Raw genomic sequence first — 16,828 nt, forward strand, 5'->3', positions numbered from 1 at the left:
ATGCAAACTACAGCTGCAAAAAAATGCGCACTGGGTTTTACAAAGTGGACTGCGTTGGCTTTTACCCAATGCACCGCCGTGATGGTCGCCGCGCTGCTCGCGACCAGTGTTTCTGCACAGCAAAAAACGGTTATTTTTAAAAACGGTTTTGAAGCGGGCAATGACAGTAAAAAATGGGCGCTCATGTACGGTGCAAATTTAGTGGAAACCGATGCGCGCACCGGCACAGCGGCGCTGTTGATTGATCAGGGGGAAGCCTCTGTACGCAGCCGTGTCAGCTTGAGCGAGCAGGGCACGCTGGAGTTGTGGCTTAAAACCTCATCGCCTGCGACGCAATACAAAATTAATGTACTGGTAGCTACTACTCAAAATAGCGATAGCGGTTGGGTAAACGTTGGCAGCATTCGCGGTAATCATGACACCAACGAATATTATGCCAAGCGTGTTTCTATTGATGATCCGGGCAAAAAATTCCTGCGGTTGGATATTGAAGTCACCAACGGCCAGTTGTGGATCGACGATTTAAGCGTGGAAAAAATTCTGCTGGATACCGCGCTGCAAAAAAATCAGGAAAAAGTTATCGCCGAAGTCTTAGGTAAATTGCGCGACGACAAAAACTATCAAGTGCAAGCAGATGCACTGCGCACGCTCGGCAAAAATTATGCCGCGCAAGTGGATGTACAGCGTCAATATTTGGAATATGCCAATGGCATATACTCCAGCGTCACCTTGGTGCTTGCTACTTCCGAGCGCGGCAAAATGGCCAATCCACTCGGCTATCAAACCTTTAAAGGTGTAGTGAACGATGTGCGCACTGTTGCATCACCCATTCAAAAAGCGCGCATGGATTCTATGCTGCGCCCACTGGGCGATATCGCCACTGCCACGCTGAATATTATGACCAACGGTACCTACGCCGCCTTTGCTGAGCCTTTTAAAACGATTGTCGCCACCGCGTTTGATCGCTCATCCTATGAGAATGCGGGCATTGATCGTAAATCCCGTAAGTTTGCGGAAAAAAATGGTTTGGAAACCTTCAATAAAACCGAAGTGTTTTTGGGCGAAATTGAAAAAGAACTTAATACCGTCACCGCGCTGGACAAAGACCTGCTGGACATCCAGCGCGAGGTGGATAAATTCCGCAAAGACCTGGACAAACATTTAAAAGAATCGCTTATTGCCGGTGGCATGGGGCGCGGGCAGGACAATTACAAACGCGTAATGAGCAAAGACGAACCAGTGCGCGCTGCCGCGCTGCAAGAGATCGACAACTATTTTATGGTGCAAGCGGAAAGCTACCAAAATTATTCCAGCTCCAACACCGAGTTTGTGCAATTTATGATGAAAGCCACCAGCACCATGGAGGGCACACAAGTATTCAAAGAGCGCTTTAACCAAATCGCCTCCTCGGTAATCACCTTCTACGACAAATTCGACCGCTCCGTCGCCAAGGATCAAAACCCCTTCACCAACGACAAAGACCGCGCTGTGTGGGAATCCCACGCGGTAAAAGTCCGTGCCTACATACAGGAATCCAAAGCCGCGTTCGCCAAAGCTTATATGTAATTACATGCAGCCATGTTCCACCAAAACGCCCCGCAAGCCGGGGCGTTTTTGTTTCTAAAATTCACAGGGTTGAAGCTGGTAGAAACAGTGGTTTATCTTGTGGAGGAAATGTCGTATAAAGCGGCAGATTGCGAAGCTCTACCCTGATATACAGTCACAGGCATATTTTTCTTCTGTAACTTTATTGGCGACAGAAATTTTTATGAATAAATTCCATCTTAAATTAATTAGTGAATTAGTCGCAGCGACAGAACAGTTGGATATGCCGATATGGATTGGCGGTGGTTGGGCTATTGATGCCCGTCTGGGGCGGGTGACTCGCCCGCATGATGATATTGACATTACGTTTCCGGCAGAGCGGAAGGATGAATTTGTAGGGTTGCTTGAGAGCATGGGAGGAAGAGTCACCGAGGAGACTGATTATGGCTTTCTTGCGCAGCTTCGCGGTATTCTTCTGGACTGTGAGCCAGCTCATTGGGTGGGCAACACCTACGAAGTTGAAGATACGCCACAAGGCTCCTGCCCTATGGCGTTTGAGGGGCAGATCGAGGGAATGCTAATTAGGTGCAACAGCTGGGAAGCAATTTTGTGGGATTATTTTTATTTCGCTGACGAGCTTCCTCAGGCGCAGTGGCCAGCAAAACATATTCACTCCTATGCGTTAGTGTGTTCGGTATTGGGTGTTGAGCATGTTCAGCGTTTAAGAGCGACTTTTGACTCAAAGTAGTGAAGTGTTTACTTTGTATGGAAAATCAATGCAGCTAAATCTGTTCTGCATTGCAGCATTCAGCCGTTTAAAAACCTATTCATAATAAATAGAAGTAACTTATGCGTTTATTCCTTGGGCTTTTCCGGCTTGTTATCTGTGTTAGCTGCCTTGTGTTGCTCGCACCGCGCCTGTGGGCGCAGCCGTTGGAAGAGCAGAAAATTGTCGCTTCTTACCTTTATAACTTTGCCAAAAATATTGAATGGCCGCAGGTTAAAACTCTGCGCTCTTTTGAAATTGCGCTTTATGGCGATGCTGACCCTGCGCTCTTGAGTGCGCTGCAGGGCTTGCGTGAGCGAGTGAAGGTTCATGGGTTGGCGGTGAATTACCGGCAGGTGAAAACACCCGCGGAGTTGGCAGCATTTCAAATGGTTTATATGGAAAGCACCGATAAAAAAACCATGACCGATGTGTACGATGCATTGGATGGTAAGCCGGTGTTGTTGGTGACGCGCGATTACAGCAACCAGCAATTGGTGATGATCAATTTAATCAGCACAGGGCGTAGCCTAAAGTTTGAAGTAAACAAATCCAATATTCTCAACCAAGGGTTGGGAGTACAATCTGAATTGATTTTAAGTGGCGGCACAGAGATTGATGTGGCGCGTCTGTATCGCGAAGGGCAGGCGTCGCTGGTTGCCTTGCAAAAGCAATTGCGCAATCGTGAAAAGACACTAAAAGAATTGACCGCCTCTATTGATAACCAACAGGCGATTAACCACAACCTGCAGCAACAAATGGCGGATTTGGCCGAGAATATTGATGCCAGCGATGCATTGATTGCCCAGCAAAAGCACCAATTGCAATTGCAGCAAACGCAAATAGACGCCAGCCTGCGCGAGCGCGAAAAATTAATGCAGGAAGTGCAGTCGCGCACGGCAGAGTTGGATGAGCAGCAAGCCTATTTACAAAAAATCCTCCGTGAAATTGATGCGCGTGAAAAACGCCTTGCGGATTTGAATAAAAATACCCGCTCACTGGAAAGCACTATTCTTGAACAAAAAAATGCCATAGTGGGCCTGGATGAGATGGTGGATTCGCAGCAAGTAGCACTGCGTTACTTGTGGGGCTCGGTGGTATTGGGCGCGCTGTTAATTATCACCGTCTTTATTGCCTACATTATTAAACAGCGCGATAACCGGCGCCTCGCGGCGCGCAGTGAGGATTTGCAATTGGCGCAGGAGCGGTTGGCAATTGCCAAGCGAAAAGCAGAGGACGCGAGTCAAGCCAAAGGCGAGTTTCTTTCGCTGATGAGCCACGAATTGCGCACGCCATTGCAGTCGATCATCGGTTATACCGAGCTAGTAATTGAAGAATTAAAACTGGTTGAAGATGAAGCCCATGTGCAGGATTTACAGCGCGTGATTAATAACGGCGAGCGCTTGCTGAAATTAATTAATGGTGTGTTGGACATGGCCAAAATTGAAGCCGGTGGTATGGAGTTGGATTTAACCCACGTAAAACTTTCGCGCTTAGTGGATGAGGCGTTAAGTGCGGTGGTGCCATTGTTGGAAAAAAATGCCATTCGCCTGCGCGTGGATGTGGAGGACGGCGAGACGCTGCCCATTGCCGACCCTGAAAAGCTGCTGCATATACTGATTAATTTACTGAGTAACGCCGTTAAATTTGCGCCCCATGGCGAGGTGGAAGTGCAGGCATTTCATCGCCCGGAGGAAATATTTATCAGTGTGGCGGACACTGGTATTGGTATTCCACTTGAACAGCAAAACAGTATTTTTGATCCCTTTAAACAAGCCGACTCCAGCGCGACACGCAAATATCAGGGCAGTGGTTTGGGCTTGTCTATTAGTCGCCAGTTGTGTGAATTAATGGGCGGCACTATTCGGGTGGAAAGTGAATTGGGCAAGGGCGCGCGTTTTATTGTGGAGCTGCCCCTGCCGATTCAAACAACCGCAGTGGGTAAGGTTGCGGTTCCAGCATAATTTCCTGTGCGGGTTTGGGAGCACCCAAGTGGTAGCCTTGCACAAAGTCCACGCCCATTTCTTGTAGAATATTTAAAATGGCCTGGCTTTCAACGTATTCTGCAACCGCTTTTTTGCCCAAAGTTTGAATTACCTGAATCATTGATTTTACCAGCGTTTGATCAATTTCATCGCAATCCAGATTTTGGATAAATGAGCCATCCAACTTAATGTAATCTGCCGGCAAATCTTTCAGGTAAGCAAAGCTGCTAAAGCCGGAACCAAAATCATCCACCGAAAAACTGCAACCCAATTTGTGCAATTCGGCAATCACGCGCTGGGTAATATGCAGGTTAAACAAGCTTGCACTCTCGGTTAATTCAAAGGTGATGCGGCTCGGGTCTACACCGGTTTCGTCCAGGCTGGCGAGAATGGTGGCCATCAGCTGTTCGTCTTTAAATGCCTGTGCGGAGAGGTTGATCGCAATATGATTCAGTGCGGGGTAATCGCGCAGGTGACGAATGGCTAATTTAATAATCCAGCGATCCAGCAAATGCATTTCGCCCGACGCTTCCAGTGCGGGAATAAAACTGCAGGGGCCAATAACTTTTCCATCCAGATCGTGCAGGCGCACCAGTGCTTCGTAGTAAGAAACTTTTTTCGCTTTCACATCAAAAATGGGTTGGAAGTAGAGCATCATGCGGTCTTCCACAATCGCCTTGCGCACTTTTTGCGACATGTTGATGGAGTGACGCAACTCATCGCTTTCGCTGTCTTGTGGGTTGTACAAGTGAATCAAATTGCGCCCGCGCCCCTTGGCGACATAGAGTGCAATATCGGCGCGCATTAAATGTTCTTCCGGGTTATTGGTGCTGCCGTCAATCAGGCTCATACCAATACTGCTGCCGAGATTAATTTGTTGTTCCTGCAACGGGAAACCAAATGCGGCCACAATGGCCTGCACGCTCAGTGCAAATTCCCGCGCTTCACTGCTGCTGGTATCGCGCATTAAAATTGCAAATTCATCGCCACCCAAGCGGCATAAAATATCGGTGCTGCGCACTTGTTGGCTGAGCAGGCGCGACATATCGCGCAGTATTTCATCGCCTTTTTGATGACCAAAGGTATCGTTAATAACTTTGAAATGATCCAGGTCCATGTACACCAGCGCGTGTTGGGTATTGGTGCGCACGGAATCGGCGGTGAGTTGTGCGAGGGTCGTTTCAAAAAAGTGGCGATTGTATAAACCAGTGAGCGAGTCGTGCATTGCCAGATATTTTAATTGCGCTTGCGATTCGCGTCGCTCGGTCACATTGTCCAGACAGACTGTGAGCGTGGTTTGGTCTGCAACTTTTGTCGAGCGGCTGATTTTCAATTGCGCCCACAGTCGCTGGTGGCGACTGGTGCTAAAACAAAGTTCAATTTCCGGGAAGGTTTTTTTCTGTTGCAAGGCTTTGCGAATTTTGCTTTTGAACAGTGCAAATTGGCTGATGTCTTCCGGGGCGATAAAGTGATCCAGTTTTTTCCCAATACAATCGCCCACCGCAAAACCCAGCAGGGTTTCCCACGCGTGATTTAAATAGTGAATGCGAAAATCCAAATCCAGTTCCATCACCACCGATTGCAAATCATTGAGTAATTGGTGATGGCTTTCATAGAGCTGACGAAACGCCAGCTCGCGCGCTTCCAGTGATTTTACCCGCGCCGCAAATTGTGCGTTGCTGACGAGAAAATCCTCGCGGTGAATTGCGATGTCGCACACGCGGCGCAAATGATCGGCGCGAAAAGGTTTGGGTAAAAAATCTACCGCGCCGAGCAGCATTAATTCTTCTGCCTGATCGATAGTGGTGTGCGCAGTCATAATCACTACTGGCTGATTGGGATCAGTAGCTTGAATATCGATCAAAATATCGCGCCCGGACAATTTGGGCAGCATCACATCCAACAGCACCAGATCGTGGTGGCGCTCGCGCCAGGCGTTGAGGCCGGTATCCCCTTGATCGGCTATTTCAATTTCAAAATTGGTGGCCAGCACCCGTTTAATCAGGTCGGCGGTATCGGGCTCATCTTCAATGACCAACAGGCGTGGTTTGCGTGTGTTCTGCGGCATAGCGTCGCTGAGCTGTGCAATCGCAGGCGCTAAACGGTGCAGGTGATCCAGAGGAATAAGTTCATTGATGCCGTATTCGCGCGCGGTGACTTCGGCAATACGTTCGCACCAGGTGTTGGCGGTGATGATAATGGGCAGGTCGGCGCGGCAGTGTAAAATGCCGCTGCGCACTAAACGCGATAAGCGCCAGCCATCCAAATCCGGTGTTTCGACATCGACGATTAATAGATCAATGTGTTGGTGACGCAACAGACGCAAGGCTTTTTGTGCGGAGTCTACCGCATGGATTGTCTGATAATTTGCATCTTCCAGACAGGTAAGAATCGCATCCAGTGCGCTATTGTCGCTATTAACTACCAGAATACTGATGAAGGCGTGGGTATCTTGTCTTAACTTATTATCATTAAACACGCTAAGGTCTCCGCGTTACCGTGCGCGCAGCCTAGCATAAACCGTCCCTGGTTTTTACTTTTTAACGCGCTGTTGGCAGCGCGTTAAATGCCGGGTTTAGCTGAAGATTTGGTTGACGTGTTAATTGAGGCTCAGGCAACGCTTTTGGTGGGGACGGCAGCTTCTTTATCGGCGAGCTTCTCCGCACGCTTTGCACTGATCGGTTCCACTTTGCGTTGCTTCTCGTAAAGGAAGCGCAATACCGCCGAGCGATAACCGTTGTATTCCACGTTGTCCGCCAATTCCAAGCGATTGCGCGGGCGCGGTAAATGCACATCCAGAATTTCGCCCACAGTGGCGGCAGGGCCGTTGGTCATCATCACAATCCGATCAGAGAGCAGCACCGCTTCGTCCACATCGTGGGTAATCATAATTACGGTATTGCCTAGCTCGTTTTGAATTTCCATTAACGAGTCCTGCAGGTGGGCGCGGGTAAGTGCATCCAGCGCACCAAAGGGTTCATCCATCAATAATACTTGTGGCTCCATCGCCAACGCGCGCGCAATCCCCACACGCTGTTTCATACCACCGGAAAGTTCGTCGGGGCGTTTGTGCAGTGCGTGGCTCATGTGCACTAATTCGAGGTTGTGTTCAATCCATGCGCGCATTTCTGCTTTGGTTTTTTTACCTTTAAATACACGCTTAACGCCCAGCTCCACATTTTCATAGGCTGTTAACCAGGGCAGTAGTGAATGGTTTTGGAATACAACCGCGCGCTCCGGGCCTGGCTCGTTCACTTCGCGACCATTTAATACCACGCCGCCAGTAGTGGCCTGGTAAAGCCCGGCAACAATATTTAATACCGTCGATTTACCGCAGCCTGAGTGACCAATCAACGAGACAAATTCGCCTTTTTTGATTTTTAAATCCACATTTTGCAGTGCACAAAATGGACCCTTGGGCGTTGGAAATTCTATGCCGACTTTGGTTAATTCCAAGTGAACCTGGCTCATGGTGACTTCCTCAGTAATCTTTTGCTAACAATAAAAGTGTTTATCAATGTGAATAAAGCAATTCGTATGCCGTACTAATCAACACAAGGCGAATTAGCGGACTACGGCACTTTTGTCCCAATTCACATAGGTTTGAATCATCAAAATGGTGCGGTCGAGCAAGAAACCGATAATCCCGATCACCAAAATGGCGAGGCAGATACGGCTGAGTGAATCAGATGAACCGTTTTGGAATTCATCCCACACAAATTTGCCCAGCCCCGGATTTTGCGACAGCATTTCGGCAGCGATTAATACCATCCAGGCGATTCCGAGAGAGATGCGCAGGCCGGTGAACATCATCGGAATGGCGGAAGGCAATACAATTTTTGCTACGTGAGTAAACCAACCCAAACGCAGTACGCGGCTGACGTTCACCAAATCTTTACTGACACCGGCAACGCCAACAGCGGTATTAATCATGGTGGGCCAGAGTGAACAGAGGCTCACCGTTAACAGCGAAATAATGTAGGACTTGGAAAACATTGGTGAATCGGAAACGTACACCGCGCTGACCACAATGGTGACCAGTGGCAGCCAGGCGAGGGGTGATACGGGTTTGAATAATTGGATCAATGGATTGATTGCGCTGTATAGCGGTTGGCTCAAGCCAATCAGGATTCCCACCGGGATGGCGATGAGTGAGGCCACCAGAAACCCGGAGAGTACGGTAAATAAACTGGTGTAGATTTTGTCAAAAAAAGTTGGGCGGCCATTAAATTCGCGCACATCAAGAGTGGCGTTAGGGTCTTTGGCCAAAAGTTCGGCATTGCGCTTTTCCTGACGCTCGTAAAATACAGCTGCGCGTTCCTGTTCTGCCTGATATTCATCCACCAGGTTGCCCCATTGCTCGTAGACTTGTTTGGGTTGGGGGAAATCACCCAGCGAGGTTTTTATATTGGGCGCTACACCGTGCCACAACATCATAAAAAAAAGTACTCCGACCAAGGGCATTAAAATGCCAATCAATACCTCGCGCCATTTAATCGCTTTAAATTGTTCAAGTTTCAGGGTGGCTAATTTATTGCTCATGATCGTTTCCTCGGGCAGCCCGCTGAATCAGTATCAGCGGGTGCACTACAGCGGTTGCCAAAAAATTAAATCGTTGGTGTTGCAGTGAATTATTGAATCCTGTCGGTATTAAATGCGGCGGGTCAGTGACCCGCACAGGCAATTAAATTTTTTCATCACCTTTCAAACCAATAGGAAACTTGGTCAGGTAGTCGTTGGGTTTTGTTGCATCAAATTGCACGCCGTCAATCCATACAGTTTCATCGGGGGTGCGAATACCGGTAAAGGTTTTGAAATCAGGGAAATCGCTAGCCGCCATTTTTCCTTCTTCAATCAAGTCAGCTGCGGCTTGTTGATAAATTTCCGGAGCAACAGATTTTTTTGCCATTTCCATATACCAGCTGTCGGGTTTGGCTTCAGGAATTTGACCCCAGCGACGCATTTGAGTCAGGTACCACACTGCATCTGATACATGTGGATAAGAGGCGTTGTAGCGGAAAAATACGTTGAAGTCCGGTGTTGGGCGCACGTCTTTGCGCTCGTACTCAAACACCCCGGTCATGGAGTTGGCGATAACTTTATAATCGGCACCTACATAGTGAGCAGCGGAAATCATTTTTGCACCAGCAGAGCGATTGGCGTTGTTGTTTTCATCGAGCCATTTGGCGGCGCGAATCATTGCCTTCACTACGCGAATACTGGTGTTAGGATTTTTTTCCAGGAATTCTTTTTTCATACCAAATACTTTATCGCCAATTTTGTTGTGCACGGCCATTACCGGCACACCAATACCGCGAAATACGGCTTGTTGATTCCAGGGTTCACCCACGGAATAACCTTGAATTGTGCCCGCTTCCATCGTGGCCGGCATTTGCGGCGGCGGGGTTACTGACAACAAAATATCGGCATCAATTTGTCCGGTGGTGTCGCCTTTGTGCGGTGCATATAAACCGGGGTTAATTCCGCCGGCGGCAAGCCAGTAGCGCAAGCCCATGTTGTGAGTGGACACTGGAAATACCACGCCCATTTGGATGGATTTACCTGCGTCTTTCATTTCATCCACAACAGGTTTTAGGGTGCTGGCGCTAATAGGATGAACTGGTTTTCCATCGGCACCCACGGGTACATTTTTTTTCATTTTTTTCCAAATTTCATTGGAAACTGTAATGGCGTAGGTGTTCTGCGTCATGGTGAATGGAAACACCAAATCCGCTTGCGTGCCGTAACCGATATTGGCGGCAACAGGTTGTGCCAGCAGCATATGAGAGCCATCCAGCTCACCGGAAATTACCCGGTCGAGTACTACTTTCCAATTCGCTTGCGCTTCCAACTCAACGGTTAAACCTTCATCGTCAAAATAACCATTTTCATAGGCAACCGCGAGGTCAGCCATGTCGGTGAGTTTAATAAATCCAAATTTCAAATCGGTTTTTTCCGCTGGGCCAGTTGCTGCTTGTGCCGCGCTGATAAGCGAAATAGTTGCTGCAAGAACAGCAGCCGTTTTTTTCAACGGTTTTAGAAAACGTGAGACTGCATGCATTTTTTTGCTCCTGACTATTGGTCTAAAAAACTAAAAAAATTATTGGGAAAATCTGGTTGTTGCTGTGCAAGTACTGCTAATCAAAAAAACGTTTGGTAATTAGCTCTATTCAAACACTGTGCCAATTCCAGTAATGCATTTTTATGGCGCATTAAATTGGATTTTGATTCGTGTTTTTTTCGCTTTTGCACGCGCGCGGAACACAAAAAAATGCACTGCTTTTTTTTGGTGCCGTGAATGCACGATTTGATGGTTGTTGGCTGGTGCTTGGTTGTTGGTGTGCCGCACTTTATTGGCGCAAAATCGCACTAGTGCGGCGCAGCAGGGGAAATAGCAAACCCGAATCGGGTGAGCGGGGAGGGCGAAGTCATTTTAAAAAGTGTTTTAAGTCAATGGGCTAGCGATGGTTAGGTGTCAGCGCTCGCGCTGGGCAGCGTCTATACTGGAGTACAGATAGAACCCATGATAAGGATAAATAACGATGAAGTTGTGGCGGTTTTTGCTGGTTTATCTCTGCGTTGGCCTCTGGGGCTGTTCCTCGGTGGTGCAAAAAGTTCCGTTTTTGGCCGAGCAGGGCCCAATTGCCAAGGCGCTCTCGGGAGAGTTGATTCTCGGGCGCCCTTATACGGCTGCAGATTTACCTGACCACGAGCTATTTGAATTGACGCCGGAGATGGAAAACTTTGCTACCAGCACCGTCGCGGGTATTAGTGCGGCCGATAAAAAAGCCGAGGCATTGCATCGTGCACTAATGACATCGGTGCAATTGGGCGGGCGCGGCATTACTTATTCGGCTTACACCACCAATACCGGCATCGATGCTTTTGAAAAGCGCCAGGCCAACTGTTTAAGTTATACGTTGCTTTATGTGGCCATGGCGCGCCATCTAGGGCTGAAAGCAGAGGTTAATGAAGTGATATTGCCGCCCACCTGGGATATGCGCGAGGGGGATACCTATCTATTTATGCGGCATGTGAATGCCAAGGTGTTTATGCCCAGTACGCCGCGCACCTGGATCAGGGCAGTGAACACGGCGGATGTGAGCGACATTGTGGTGGATTTGGAGATGCGTCGCTTTCGTGCGCACTACAAACAAAAAGTGATTGGCAAGGATCTGGTGGCAGCGCAGTTTTATTCCAACCGCGGCATGGAGTTGGCGGCAGAGGGCGATATCCGCGCGGGATTTCTGTATTTGCGCAAAGCCTTATTGATGAGCGAGGAGCCGAGTTATATCTGGAGTAACTTTGGCAGTTTTTATCGCCGCCAGGGTTTTATGGCGGAAGCTGAGGCGATTTATTTGCACGGGTTAAAGGTAAACCCGCGCGATTACACCATCATGCACAACCTTGCCGGCTTGTATAAGGACACGGGCAATCTGGCACAGCACCAGTATTATCAAGAGCGGGTGCGTAAACATCGCAATGCCAACCCCTATTATATTTATCGCCGTGCGCTGGAGGCGAGCGAGCAACAAGACTATGCCAAGGCATTACAGTTAATTAAAAACGCCATAAAAAAAGAGAAAGACGAAATTCGTTTTTATCGTTTGGCGGTCACTATTTATGATGCCTTGGGCGATAGTGAAAATGCGGAGCACATGCGCGATAAGGTGTATCAGCTCAATACTATTCGTTTCTGACAATCACTAGCTGGATGCTGCCCACTTTGAAACCCCATTTGCGCAGGGTGGATTCGTTGAGCAGTACCTTGTTGTCCACTTGCCACATCCAATCCTCTACCCGCAGTTGTAGTGGCGAACCCTTGTAGGCAATTTCCAGTACATAATCCAGTTGCATCGCATTGCCGCTCACCTTGGCTTTGCCGGTGCCAATCACATCGCCTGCGGTGGCGTTGTAACCGTCGCCATTGGGCGTGAGTGTCCAGTTGCGAAACTGCACTTCGCCGTCATCAAATACAAACCGCTCCTCCAGTGTACCCACGCCGTTTTTCCAGTAGGCATTGATTGTTGCATTGAAATAGCGCGTGACCTTGCCGCTGCGATCCTTGAGTACACCGTGAGCGCTCAGCGAGCCATTAAAAAAAACGCGCGGATCAAGCTGCGGAGTGTTTTGGGTGTAGTCGTCGACACTGGAGGTAGAACATGAGGAGAGCATAAGTATCAGGCCTGATAAAAACAGCAATTTCCAAGGGGCGCGCATGGAGTTGAGCCTTTCGTGAATGAGTTGTGTCCGCCGTACAAGCGGTCTTGCCATTACATACGCCGCCGTGTGCAGGGGGGATCACCGGTGCGAGTAACAGGGTAAAAGACTGTAATTGTCCATTTGCCTATATGGACTCGGGGCAACTCAGGTACTAGTCTGCCGCTGCTCTGCTATTCCCTGCAGGGCTATAACAACAAACGGCGACAACGAGGAATCACAATGAAATTATCCCTTTTGGCATGGGCAGGTCTGGCGACTGCGCTGGTGACGAGCAGTGTGCAAGCGGCCGAATGGCGCTCACTGTTTAACGGTAAGGATCTCACCGGCTGGCAGCCTTATGTGAGTTTTCAGCCTGAAACCAATGCCTATAACCTGGTTTCCAAACACACCCCGCGCGGTATTAACAACGACCCCAAAAAAGTGTTTAGCGTGGTGGATGGCCTGTTGCGGGTATCGGGTGAAGAGTGGGGTGGTTTGACCTCGCTGGAAGAGTTTGGCGCTTTTCATTTGAAGTTTGATGTGAAGTGGGGCGAGAAGAAATGGTCGCCACGCTTGGATGCCCCGCGCGATAGCGGCCTGCTGTATTTTGCCGTAGGGCCGGAAGGCGCCCAGAGCAGCCACTGGTTGCGCAGCCACGAGTTTCAGGTGCAAGAGGGCGATAGCGGCGATTATCACAGCCTGGACGGGGTGATTATTGACGTGCACGCCACCGACACCAACATTGGCGATTGGAAATTCTACGCCTATGACCCCAAAGCACCGCTGCGCAAAGATATCGCCGCGCGTGTATTGAAGCTTGGTCTCCACGAAAAACCCAGCGGTGAGTGGGACACCATGGAAGTGATTGCCGATGGTGAAACACTAATCCATAAAGTGAATGGTCATGAAGTATTTCGCGGCTTTAATTCCCGTCACAAGGTGGATGGTAAATACGTCCCGCTGGCGCGCGGCAAGTTGCAAATCCAATCCGAAGGGGCCGAGACTTTTTATCGCAATATCCAGATAAAAGCACTGGATAAACCGGCGGCGGAGTATTAAGTCGCGCTTGATTAAATAGCGGCGCGCGTGCAGTCTGGGCTCATTACCTCACGAGGATTACTTATGAGCCCCTTCTATTCTTTCTCCGCCGAATCCCTCACTGGTCAGCCTGTGCCCATGGCTGACTACCAAGGTAAAGTCGTGCTGGTGGTGAATACCGCCAGCCAGTGCGGCTTTACCCCCCAGTACGCCGGTTTGGAAAAGCTGTACCAAACCTATAAAGATCAGGGTCTGGTGATTCTCGGTTTCCCCTGCAATCAGTTTGGCGGGCAGGAGCCGGGCGATGCCGCTGAGATAGCCCAGACCTGTCAACTCAATTACGGTGTTACCTTTCCAATGTTTGCCAAGGTGGATGTAAATGGCAGCGAAGCCCATCCACTGTTTCAATGGCTCACCGATGCAGCGCCAGGTATGTTGGGCAATGCGATCAAATGGAACTTCACCAAATTTTTAATTGGCCGCGATGGTAAGGCGATTAAACGTTTTGCCCCTATCACCAAACCGGAAGCGCTTGCGGACTCCATTCGCGCGCAATTGAATCCCTGATTTTAATGAAGGCCCGGTGTTAACTTATGCGTTTTGCTCCCTCGCTGGCACTGACGGTCATCGCTTTCGCAGCGGGCTTTTATGCGAGTGAATATCGCCACACAAAAGTTGCGCCCTCCGATCTTGCCCCAGCCTTAACCGAGAACCCGGCGACCAGTAGCTCCACTACCAATGCCGCGCATTCATCACCATCATTGAATGAGTCGCTTGATAAATCGCTGGCCGCCAGTTCTGCCATCACCCAACAACCGTTTTCCAGTCTTGCCGCATTAACCCCCCTCGAGCAGGCAACGCGATGGATCGCCACCGGCAACTATGGGCAAGCGGTGCCCTTACTCGAGCAGCTACTGCAAACTGATCCGCAATTGGCGGAAGCCATGCGTTTACTGGCGCGGGTTTATGAAGAGCAGGGGCAACATGAACAAGCTGTCGCGATCTGGTTTCGTTACTTCAGTGCAGAAATTGACGCGCAAAAAATCGAGGCGGGTTTGCAGTACCTCGCTAATTATTTGGTGCGCTTGGCATCTAACCCGGTGCTATTTGGCGAGCGTCAAGCCTGGTTAATGCAACAGCTAAATGACTTGATTCGCTTAACCCCGGACAATGGTGAGTTGCATTTGCGTTTGGCGAGTATGCATCTGGATGATAAAGAAAAAGAGTTGGCGCAGTACCATGCACTGATGGCGGCGAATCAGGTAGATACCCGCGCGCGCGCCGATGCGTTGTTAATTCTTATTAGTGGCGATGGTTTGAATAACGCGGCGCGCGGAGAAGAAGTCACCATTGCGCTGCAGCGTTTTGGTAAACAATTTTTAGTCCCGGTCACCATCGATGGTATTTCTGCGCGTTTGTTATTGGATACCGGCGCTTCCATCAGTGGGCTTACCGCGACTTTTGTAGAGCGCCACTATAGTTTGGTGCGCAATACCAAACCCATCAAACTCAATACTGCCAGCGGCACGGTGGACAGTTATTTATTTGTGGTGAATAGCCTCAATATCGCCTCGCTGGAATTTACCCAGCACCTGCTCGCCCGCTTGCCGATGGACAATGCCAATCAATTTGATGGCCTCCTCGGCGTCGATATTCTCGGGCGCTTTGAGTTTGTCATCGATCAGGAAAAAGCCGAACTGTATTTACGTAAGCGTTGATAAGGAGTTGATTTTATGGGTAAACGTTTTGAGGCTATTTCAGAAGCCTTGCAGGAATTTATTGCACAACAGAAAATATTTTTTGTGGGTACAGCAACGGATACCAGCCGGGTAAATATTTCCCCCAAGGGTTTGGATTCATTGAGAGTGCTGGATGCTAACCGGGTGATTTGGCTCAATGTCACCGGCAGTGGCAATGAAACGGCAGCGCATTTGCAAACCCACCCGCGCATGACGATTATGTTTGCGGCTTTTGAAGGTGCGCCGATGATATTGCGTTTATACGGAACCGCGCGTGCCATTCACAATGGTGACGCTGAGTGGGCAGCGCTCTATGCGCATTTCCCCGCAAATACCGGCGCGCGTCAGATTTTTGATATGCAGGTGGAGTTAGTACAAACCTCTTGTGGGATGTCGATACCATTTTTTGATTATGTAGATGAGCGCGAGCAATTGAATCAATGGGCTGTTAACAAGGGCGAGCAAGGTATACGTGACTATTGGCAAGAAAAAAATAAACTCAGCCTGGACGGTGTGCCGACGGGCATTGATAAAGTGCTGTAAAAAAGTAAAAACGTAAAAAACAGATAAATAAAAAGGCAGCCATGAGGGCTGCCTTTTTTAATGAGATTTTTTGTTAGAAAAAAATCCAGTAAATAAGTGCGAGATACAAACTATATTGCACTAAATAATAAAGTGTAGTGTTGAATGCCTTGAGCTTTTTGCCGAGCAAGCGAATTTTATATAGCGTGCCAAAGGCGCGGTTTAAAAAACCTACCTTGTCGCCATCCATATTCTTGGTTGCCGAGCCAGCCACCACAATGCGCGAAAAGAGTTCATTAAACCAATCGACCAGAAAGAAATTGACCGGGCGTTTAACATCCACAAATAAAATGATTCGATTTTGATCGGTTTTATTGTGTGCGTAATGAATATAGGTTTCATCAAACATTACTGCTTCGCCATCGCGCCAAAAATAGGGTTGGCCATCCACACTAATAAAACAGTCTTCGGAATTGGGGGTGGATAAACCCAGGTGGTAGCGCAGCGAACCAGCGTAGGGGTCGCGATGTTTTACCAAGCGCGCACCCGGCGGCAACATAGTAAACATAGCGCCCTTGATATTGGGAACCTGGTTGATCAGCGCTACCGTTTGCGGGCAAAGCTGTTCGGCAGATTTAAGGTTGGCGCCATACCATTTCAGGTAAAAACGCTTCCAGCCAGTTTTGAAAAAGGAGTTAAAACCCAAGTCATCCAACTTATCTGAGGCTCTAATTTTCGCCTCGGCATTCAAGCTTAATGCCTCGTCGCGAATGGTTTCCCAGTTGTCCTGTAAAATTTTCAGTTCGGGGAAATCGGCAGGGTTAAGGTAGGCGGTCTTTTTATCCTTGGCAAAAATATAAAACAGGCAATTAATAGGTGCTAAAAAGTTGGCGTGGTCACTCAATTTGCGCTGCCAGCGTTCATGCTGGACAGTACCGCGATTCTGGATATAAATGGCCGAAATAATAAAAATGGCCAGTACCAAAAGTCCCATTTGTTGGATCTCCGGGGGGGCTGCTAAACAGGCCGCC

Annotated in this window: 14 protein-coding genes; 8 read left to right on the forward strand and 6 right to left on the reverse strand. The window is 48.9% G+C overall.

The window, feature by feature from the left end; translation table 11 throughout:
* The 3 genes from bdpA to NNX04_RS18920 all read left to right on the forward strand — a co-directional run bounded on the left by bdpA (position 1) and on the right by NNX04_RS18920 (position 4,275).
* Positions 1-1,566, forward strand: a complete 1,566-nt coding sequence (bdpA, locus tag NNX04_RS18910) for a BAR domain-like protein A BdpA (RefSeq protein WP_261946809.1) — start codon at positions 1-3, stop codon at positions 1,564-1,566.
* A gap of 202 nt (positions 1,567-1,768) precedes the next feature.
* Positions 1,769-2,293 carry a nucleotidyltransferase domain-containing protein gene (locus NNX04_RS18915; protein WP_261946810.1) on the forward strand — a complete coding sequence of 175 codons (525 nt, stop codon included), beginning with the start codon at positions 1,769-1,771 and terminating at the stop codon, positions 2,291-2,293.
* A gap of 101 nt (positions 2,294-2,394) precedes the next feature.
* The gene (locus NNX04_RS18920) at positions 2,395-4,275 is read left to right on the forward strand and encodes a YfiR/HmsC family protein (protein ID WP_261946811.1); all 1,881 of its coding nucleotides are present in this window, start codon (positions 2,395-2,397) and stop codon (positions 4,273-4,275) included.
* Here NNX04_RS18920 and NNX04_RS18925 read toward each other — a convergent pair.
* The 4 genes from NNX04_RS18925 to NNX04_RS18940 all read right to left on the reverse strand — a co-directional run bounded on the left by NNX04_RS18925 (position 4,211) and on the right by NNX04_RS18940 (position 10,357).
* Positions 4,211-6,775 carry a two-component system response regulator gene (locus NNX04_RS18925; RefSeq protein WP_261946812.1) on the reverse strand — a complete coding sequence of 855 codons (2,565 nt, stop codon included), beginning with the start codon at positions 6,773-6,775 and terminating at the stop codon, positions 4,211-4,213. The two genes, NNX04_RS18920 and NNX04_RS18925, sit on opposite strands and share 65 nt — an antisense overlap.
* A 131-nt stretch (positions 6,776-6,906) precedes the next feature.
* On the reverse strand, positions 6,907-7,767 hold the full coding sequence (locus NNX04_RS18930; RefSeq protein WP_007645874.1) for an ABC transporter ATP-binding protein: 861 nt from the start codon (positions 7,765-7,767) through the stop codon (positions 6,907-6,909).
* A 93-nt stretch (positions 7,768-7,860) separates the two neighbouring features.
* Positions 7,861-8,838: an ABC transporter permease gene (locus NNX04_RS18935; protein ID WP_007645876.1), complete on the reverse strand. Its 978-nt coding sequence runs from the start codon at positions 8,836-8,838 to the stop codon at positions 7,861-7,863.
* A 142-nt stretch (positions 8,839-8,980) separates the two neighbouring features.
* The gene (locus NNX04_RS18940) at positions 8,981-10,357 is read right to left on the reverse strand and encodes a CmpA/NrtA family ABC transporter substrate-binding protein (RefSeq protein ID WP_040393626.1); all 1,377 of its coding nucleotides are present in this window, start codon (positions 10,355-10,357) and stop codon (positions 8,981-8,983) included.
* A 481-nt stretch (positions 10,358-10,838) separates the two neighbouring features.
* On the opposite strand from NNX04_RS18940, the gene NNX04_RS18945 reads away from it, so the two are divergent.
* A complete protein-coding gene (locus tag NNX04_RS18945; RefSeq protein WP_261946813.1) occupies positions 10,839-11,996 on the forward strand; it encodes a transglutaminase domain-containing protein in 1,158 nt (385 codons plus the stop codon).
* On the opposite strand, the gene NNX04_RS18950 is transcribed toward NNX04_RS18945, so the two are convergent.
* Positions 11,983-12,471 (reverse strand): DUF3833 domain-containing protein, encoded by a 489-nt coding sequence (locus NNX04_RS18950; protein WP_151056439.1) that lies wholly within the window; start codon positions 12,469-12,471, stop codon positions 11,983-11,985. The two genes, NNX04_RS18945 and NNX04_RS18950, sit on opposite strands and share 14 nt — an antisense overlap.
* 267 nt (positions 12,472-12,738) lie before the next feature.
* Between NNX04_RS18950 and NNX04_RS18955 the strand changes: the two genes are divergently transcribed.
* The 4 genes from NNX04_RS18955 to NNX04_RS18970 all read left to right on the forward strand — a co-directional run bounded on the left by NNX04_RS18955 (position 12,739) and on the right by NNX04_RS18970 (position 15,818).
* On the forward strand, positions 12,739-13,557 hold the full coding sequence (locus NNX04_RS18955; RefSeq protein WP_007645891.1) for a 3-keto-disaccharide hydrolase: 819 nt from the start codon (positions 12,739-12,741) through the stop codon (positions 13,555-13,557).
* 63 nt (positions 13,558-13,620) lie between these two features.
* Complete coding sequence (locus NNX04_RS18960) at positions 13,621-14,103, forward strand: glutathione peroxidase (protein WP_261946814.1); 483 nt, start codon at positions 13,621-13,623, stop codon at positions 14,101-14,103.
* Positions 14,104-14,129: 26 nt separating this feature from the next.
* Entirely contained in the window at positions 14,130-15,254 is a 1,125-nt protein-coding gene (locus NNX04_RS18965) for an aspartyl protease family protein (RefSeq protein WP_261946815.1), read from the forward strand.
* A 15-nt stretch (positions 15,255-15,269) separates the two neighbouring features.
* Positions 15,270-15,818 carry a pyridoxamine 5'-phosphate oxidase family protein gene (locus tag NNX04_RS18970; protein WP_261946816.1) on the forward strand — a complete coding sequence of 183 codons (549 nt, stop codon included), beginning with the start codon at positions 15,270-15,272 and terminating at the stop codon, positions 15,816-15,818.
* 73 nt (positions 15,819-15,891) lie between these two features.
* Here the strand turns inward: NNX04_RS18970 and NNX04_RS18975 are convergent, their stop codons facing one another.
* Entirely contained in the window at positions 15,892-16,791 is a 900-nt protein-coding gene (locus tag NNX04_RS18975) for an aspartyl/asparaginyl beta-hydroxylase domain-containing protein (protein WP_007645899.1), read from the reverse strand.
* Between the last annotated feature and the right edge of the window lie 37 nt (positions 16,792-16,828).

This window comes from Cellvibrio sp. QJXJ (genome assembly GCF_024452345.1).
Classification (GTDB): domain Bacteria; phylum Pseudomonadota; class Gammaproteobacteria; order Pseudomonadales; family Cellvibrionaceae; genus Cellvibrio.

What these genes read in the sequence shown, in the direction of transcription:
- bdpA (WP_261946809.1), top strand. Translation starts at nt 1, where the DNA reads ATGCAAACTACAGCTGCAAAAAAATGCGCACTGGGTTTTACAAAGTGG.
- NNX04_RS18915 (WP_261946810.1), top strand. Translation starts at nt 1,769, where the DNA reads ATGAATAAATTCCATCTTAAATTAATTAGTGAATTAGTCGCAGCGACA.
- NNX04_RS18920 (WP_261946811.1), top strand. Translation starts at nt 2,395, where the DNA reads ATGCGTTTATTCCTTGGGCTTTTCCGGCTTGTTATCTGTGTTAGCTGC.
- NNX04_RS18930 (WP_007645874.1), bottom strand. Translation starts at nt 7,767, where the DNA reads ATGAGCCAGGTTCACTTGGAATTAACCAAAGTCGGCATAGAATTTCCA.
- NNX04_RS18935 (WP_007645876.1), bottom strand. Translation starts at nt 8,838, where the DNA reads ATGAGCAATAAATTAGCCACCCTGAAACTTGAACAATTTAAAGCGATT.
- NNX04_RS18940 (WP_040393626.1), bottom strand. Translation starts at nt 10,357, where the DNA reads ATGCATGCAGTCTCACGTTTTCTAAAACCGTTGAAAAAAACGGCTGCT.
- NNX04_RS18945 (WP_261946813.1), top strand. Translation starts at nt 10,839, where the DNA reads ATGAAGTTGTGGCGGTTTTTGCTGGTTTATCTCTGCGTTGGCCTCTGG.
- NNX04_RS18950 (WP_151056439.1), bottom strand. Translation starts at nt 12,471, where the DNA reads ATGCTCTCCTCATGTTCTACCTCCAGTGTCGACGACTACACCCAAAAC.
- NNX04_RS18955 (WP_007645891.1), top strand. Translation starts at nt 12,739, where the DNA reads ATGAAATTATCCCTTTTGGCATGGGCAGGTCTGGCGACTGCGCTGGTG.
- NNX04_RS18960 (WP_261946814.1), top strand. Translation starts at nt 13,621, where the DNA reads ATGAGCCCCTTCTATTCTTTCTCCGCCGAATCCCTCACTGGTCAGCCT.
- NNX04_RS18965 (WP_261946815.1), top strand. Translation starts at nt 14,130, where the DNA reads ATGCGTTTTGCTCCCTCGCTGGCACTGACGGTCATCGCTTTCGCAGCG.
- NNX04_RS18970 (WP_261946816.1), top strand. Translation starts at nt 15,270, where the DNA reads ATGGGTAAACGTTTTGAGGCTATTTCAGAAGCCTTGCAGGAATTTATT.
- NNX04_RS18975 (WP_007645899.1), bottom strand. Translation starts at nt 16,791, where the DNA reads ATGGGACTTTTGGTACTGGCCATTTTTATTATTTCGGCCATTTATATC.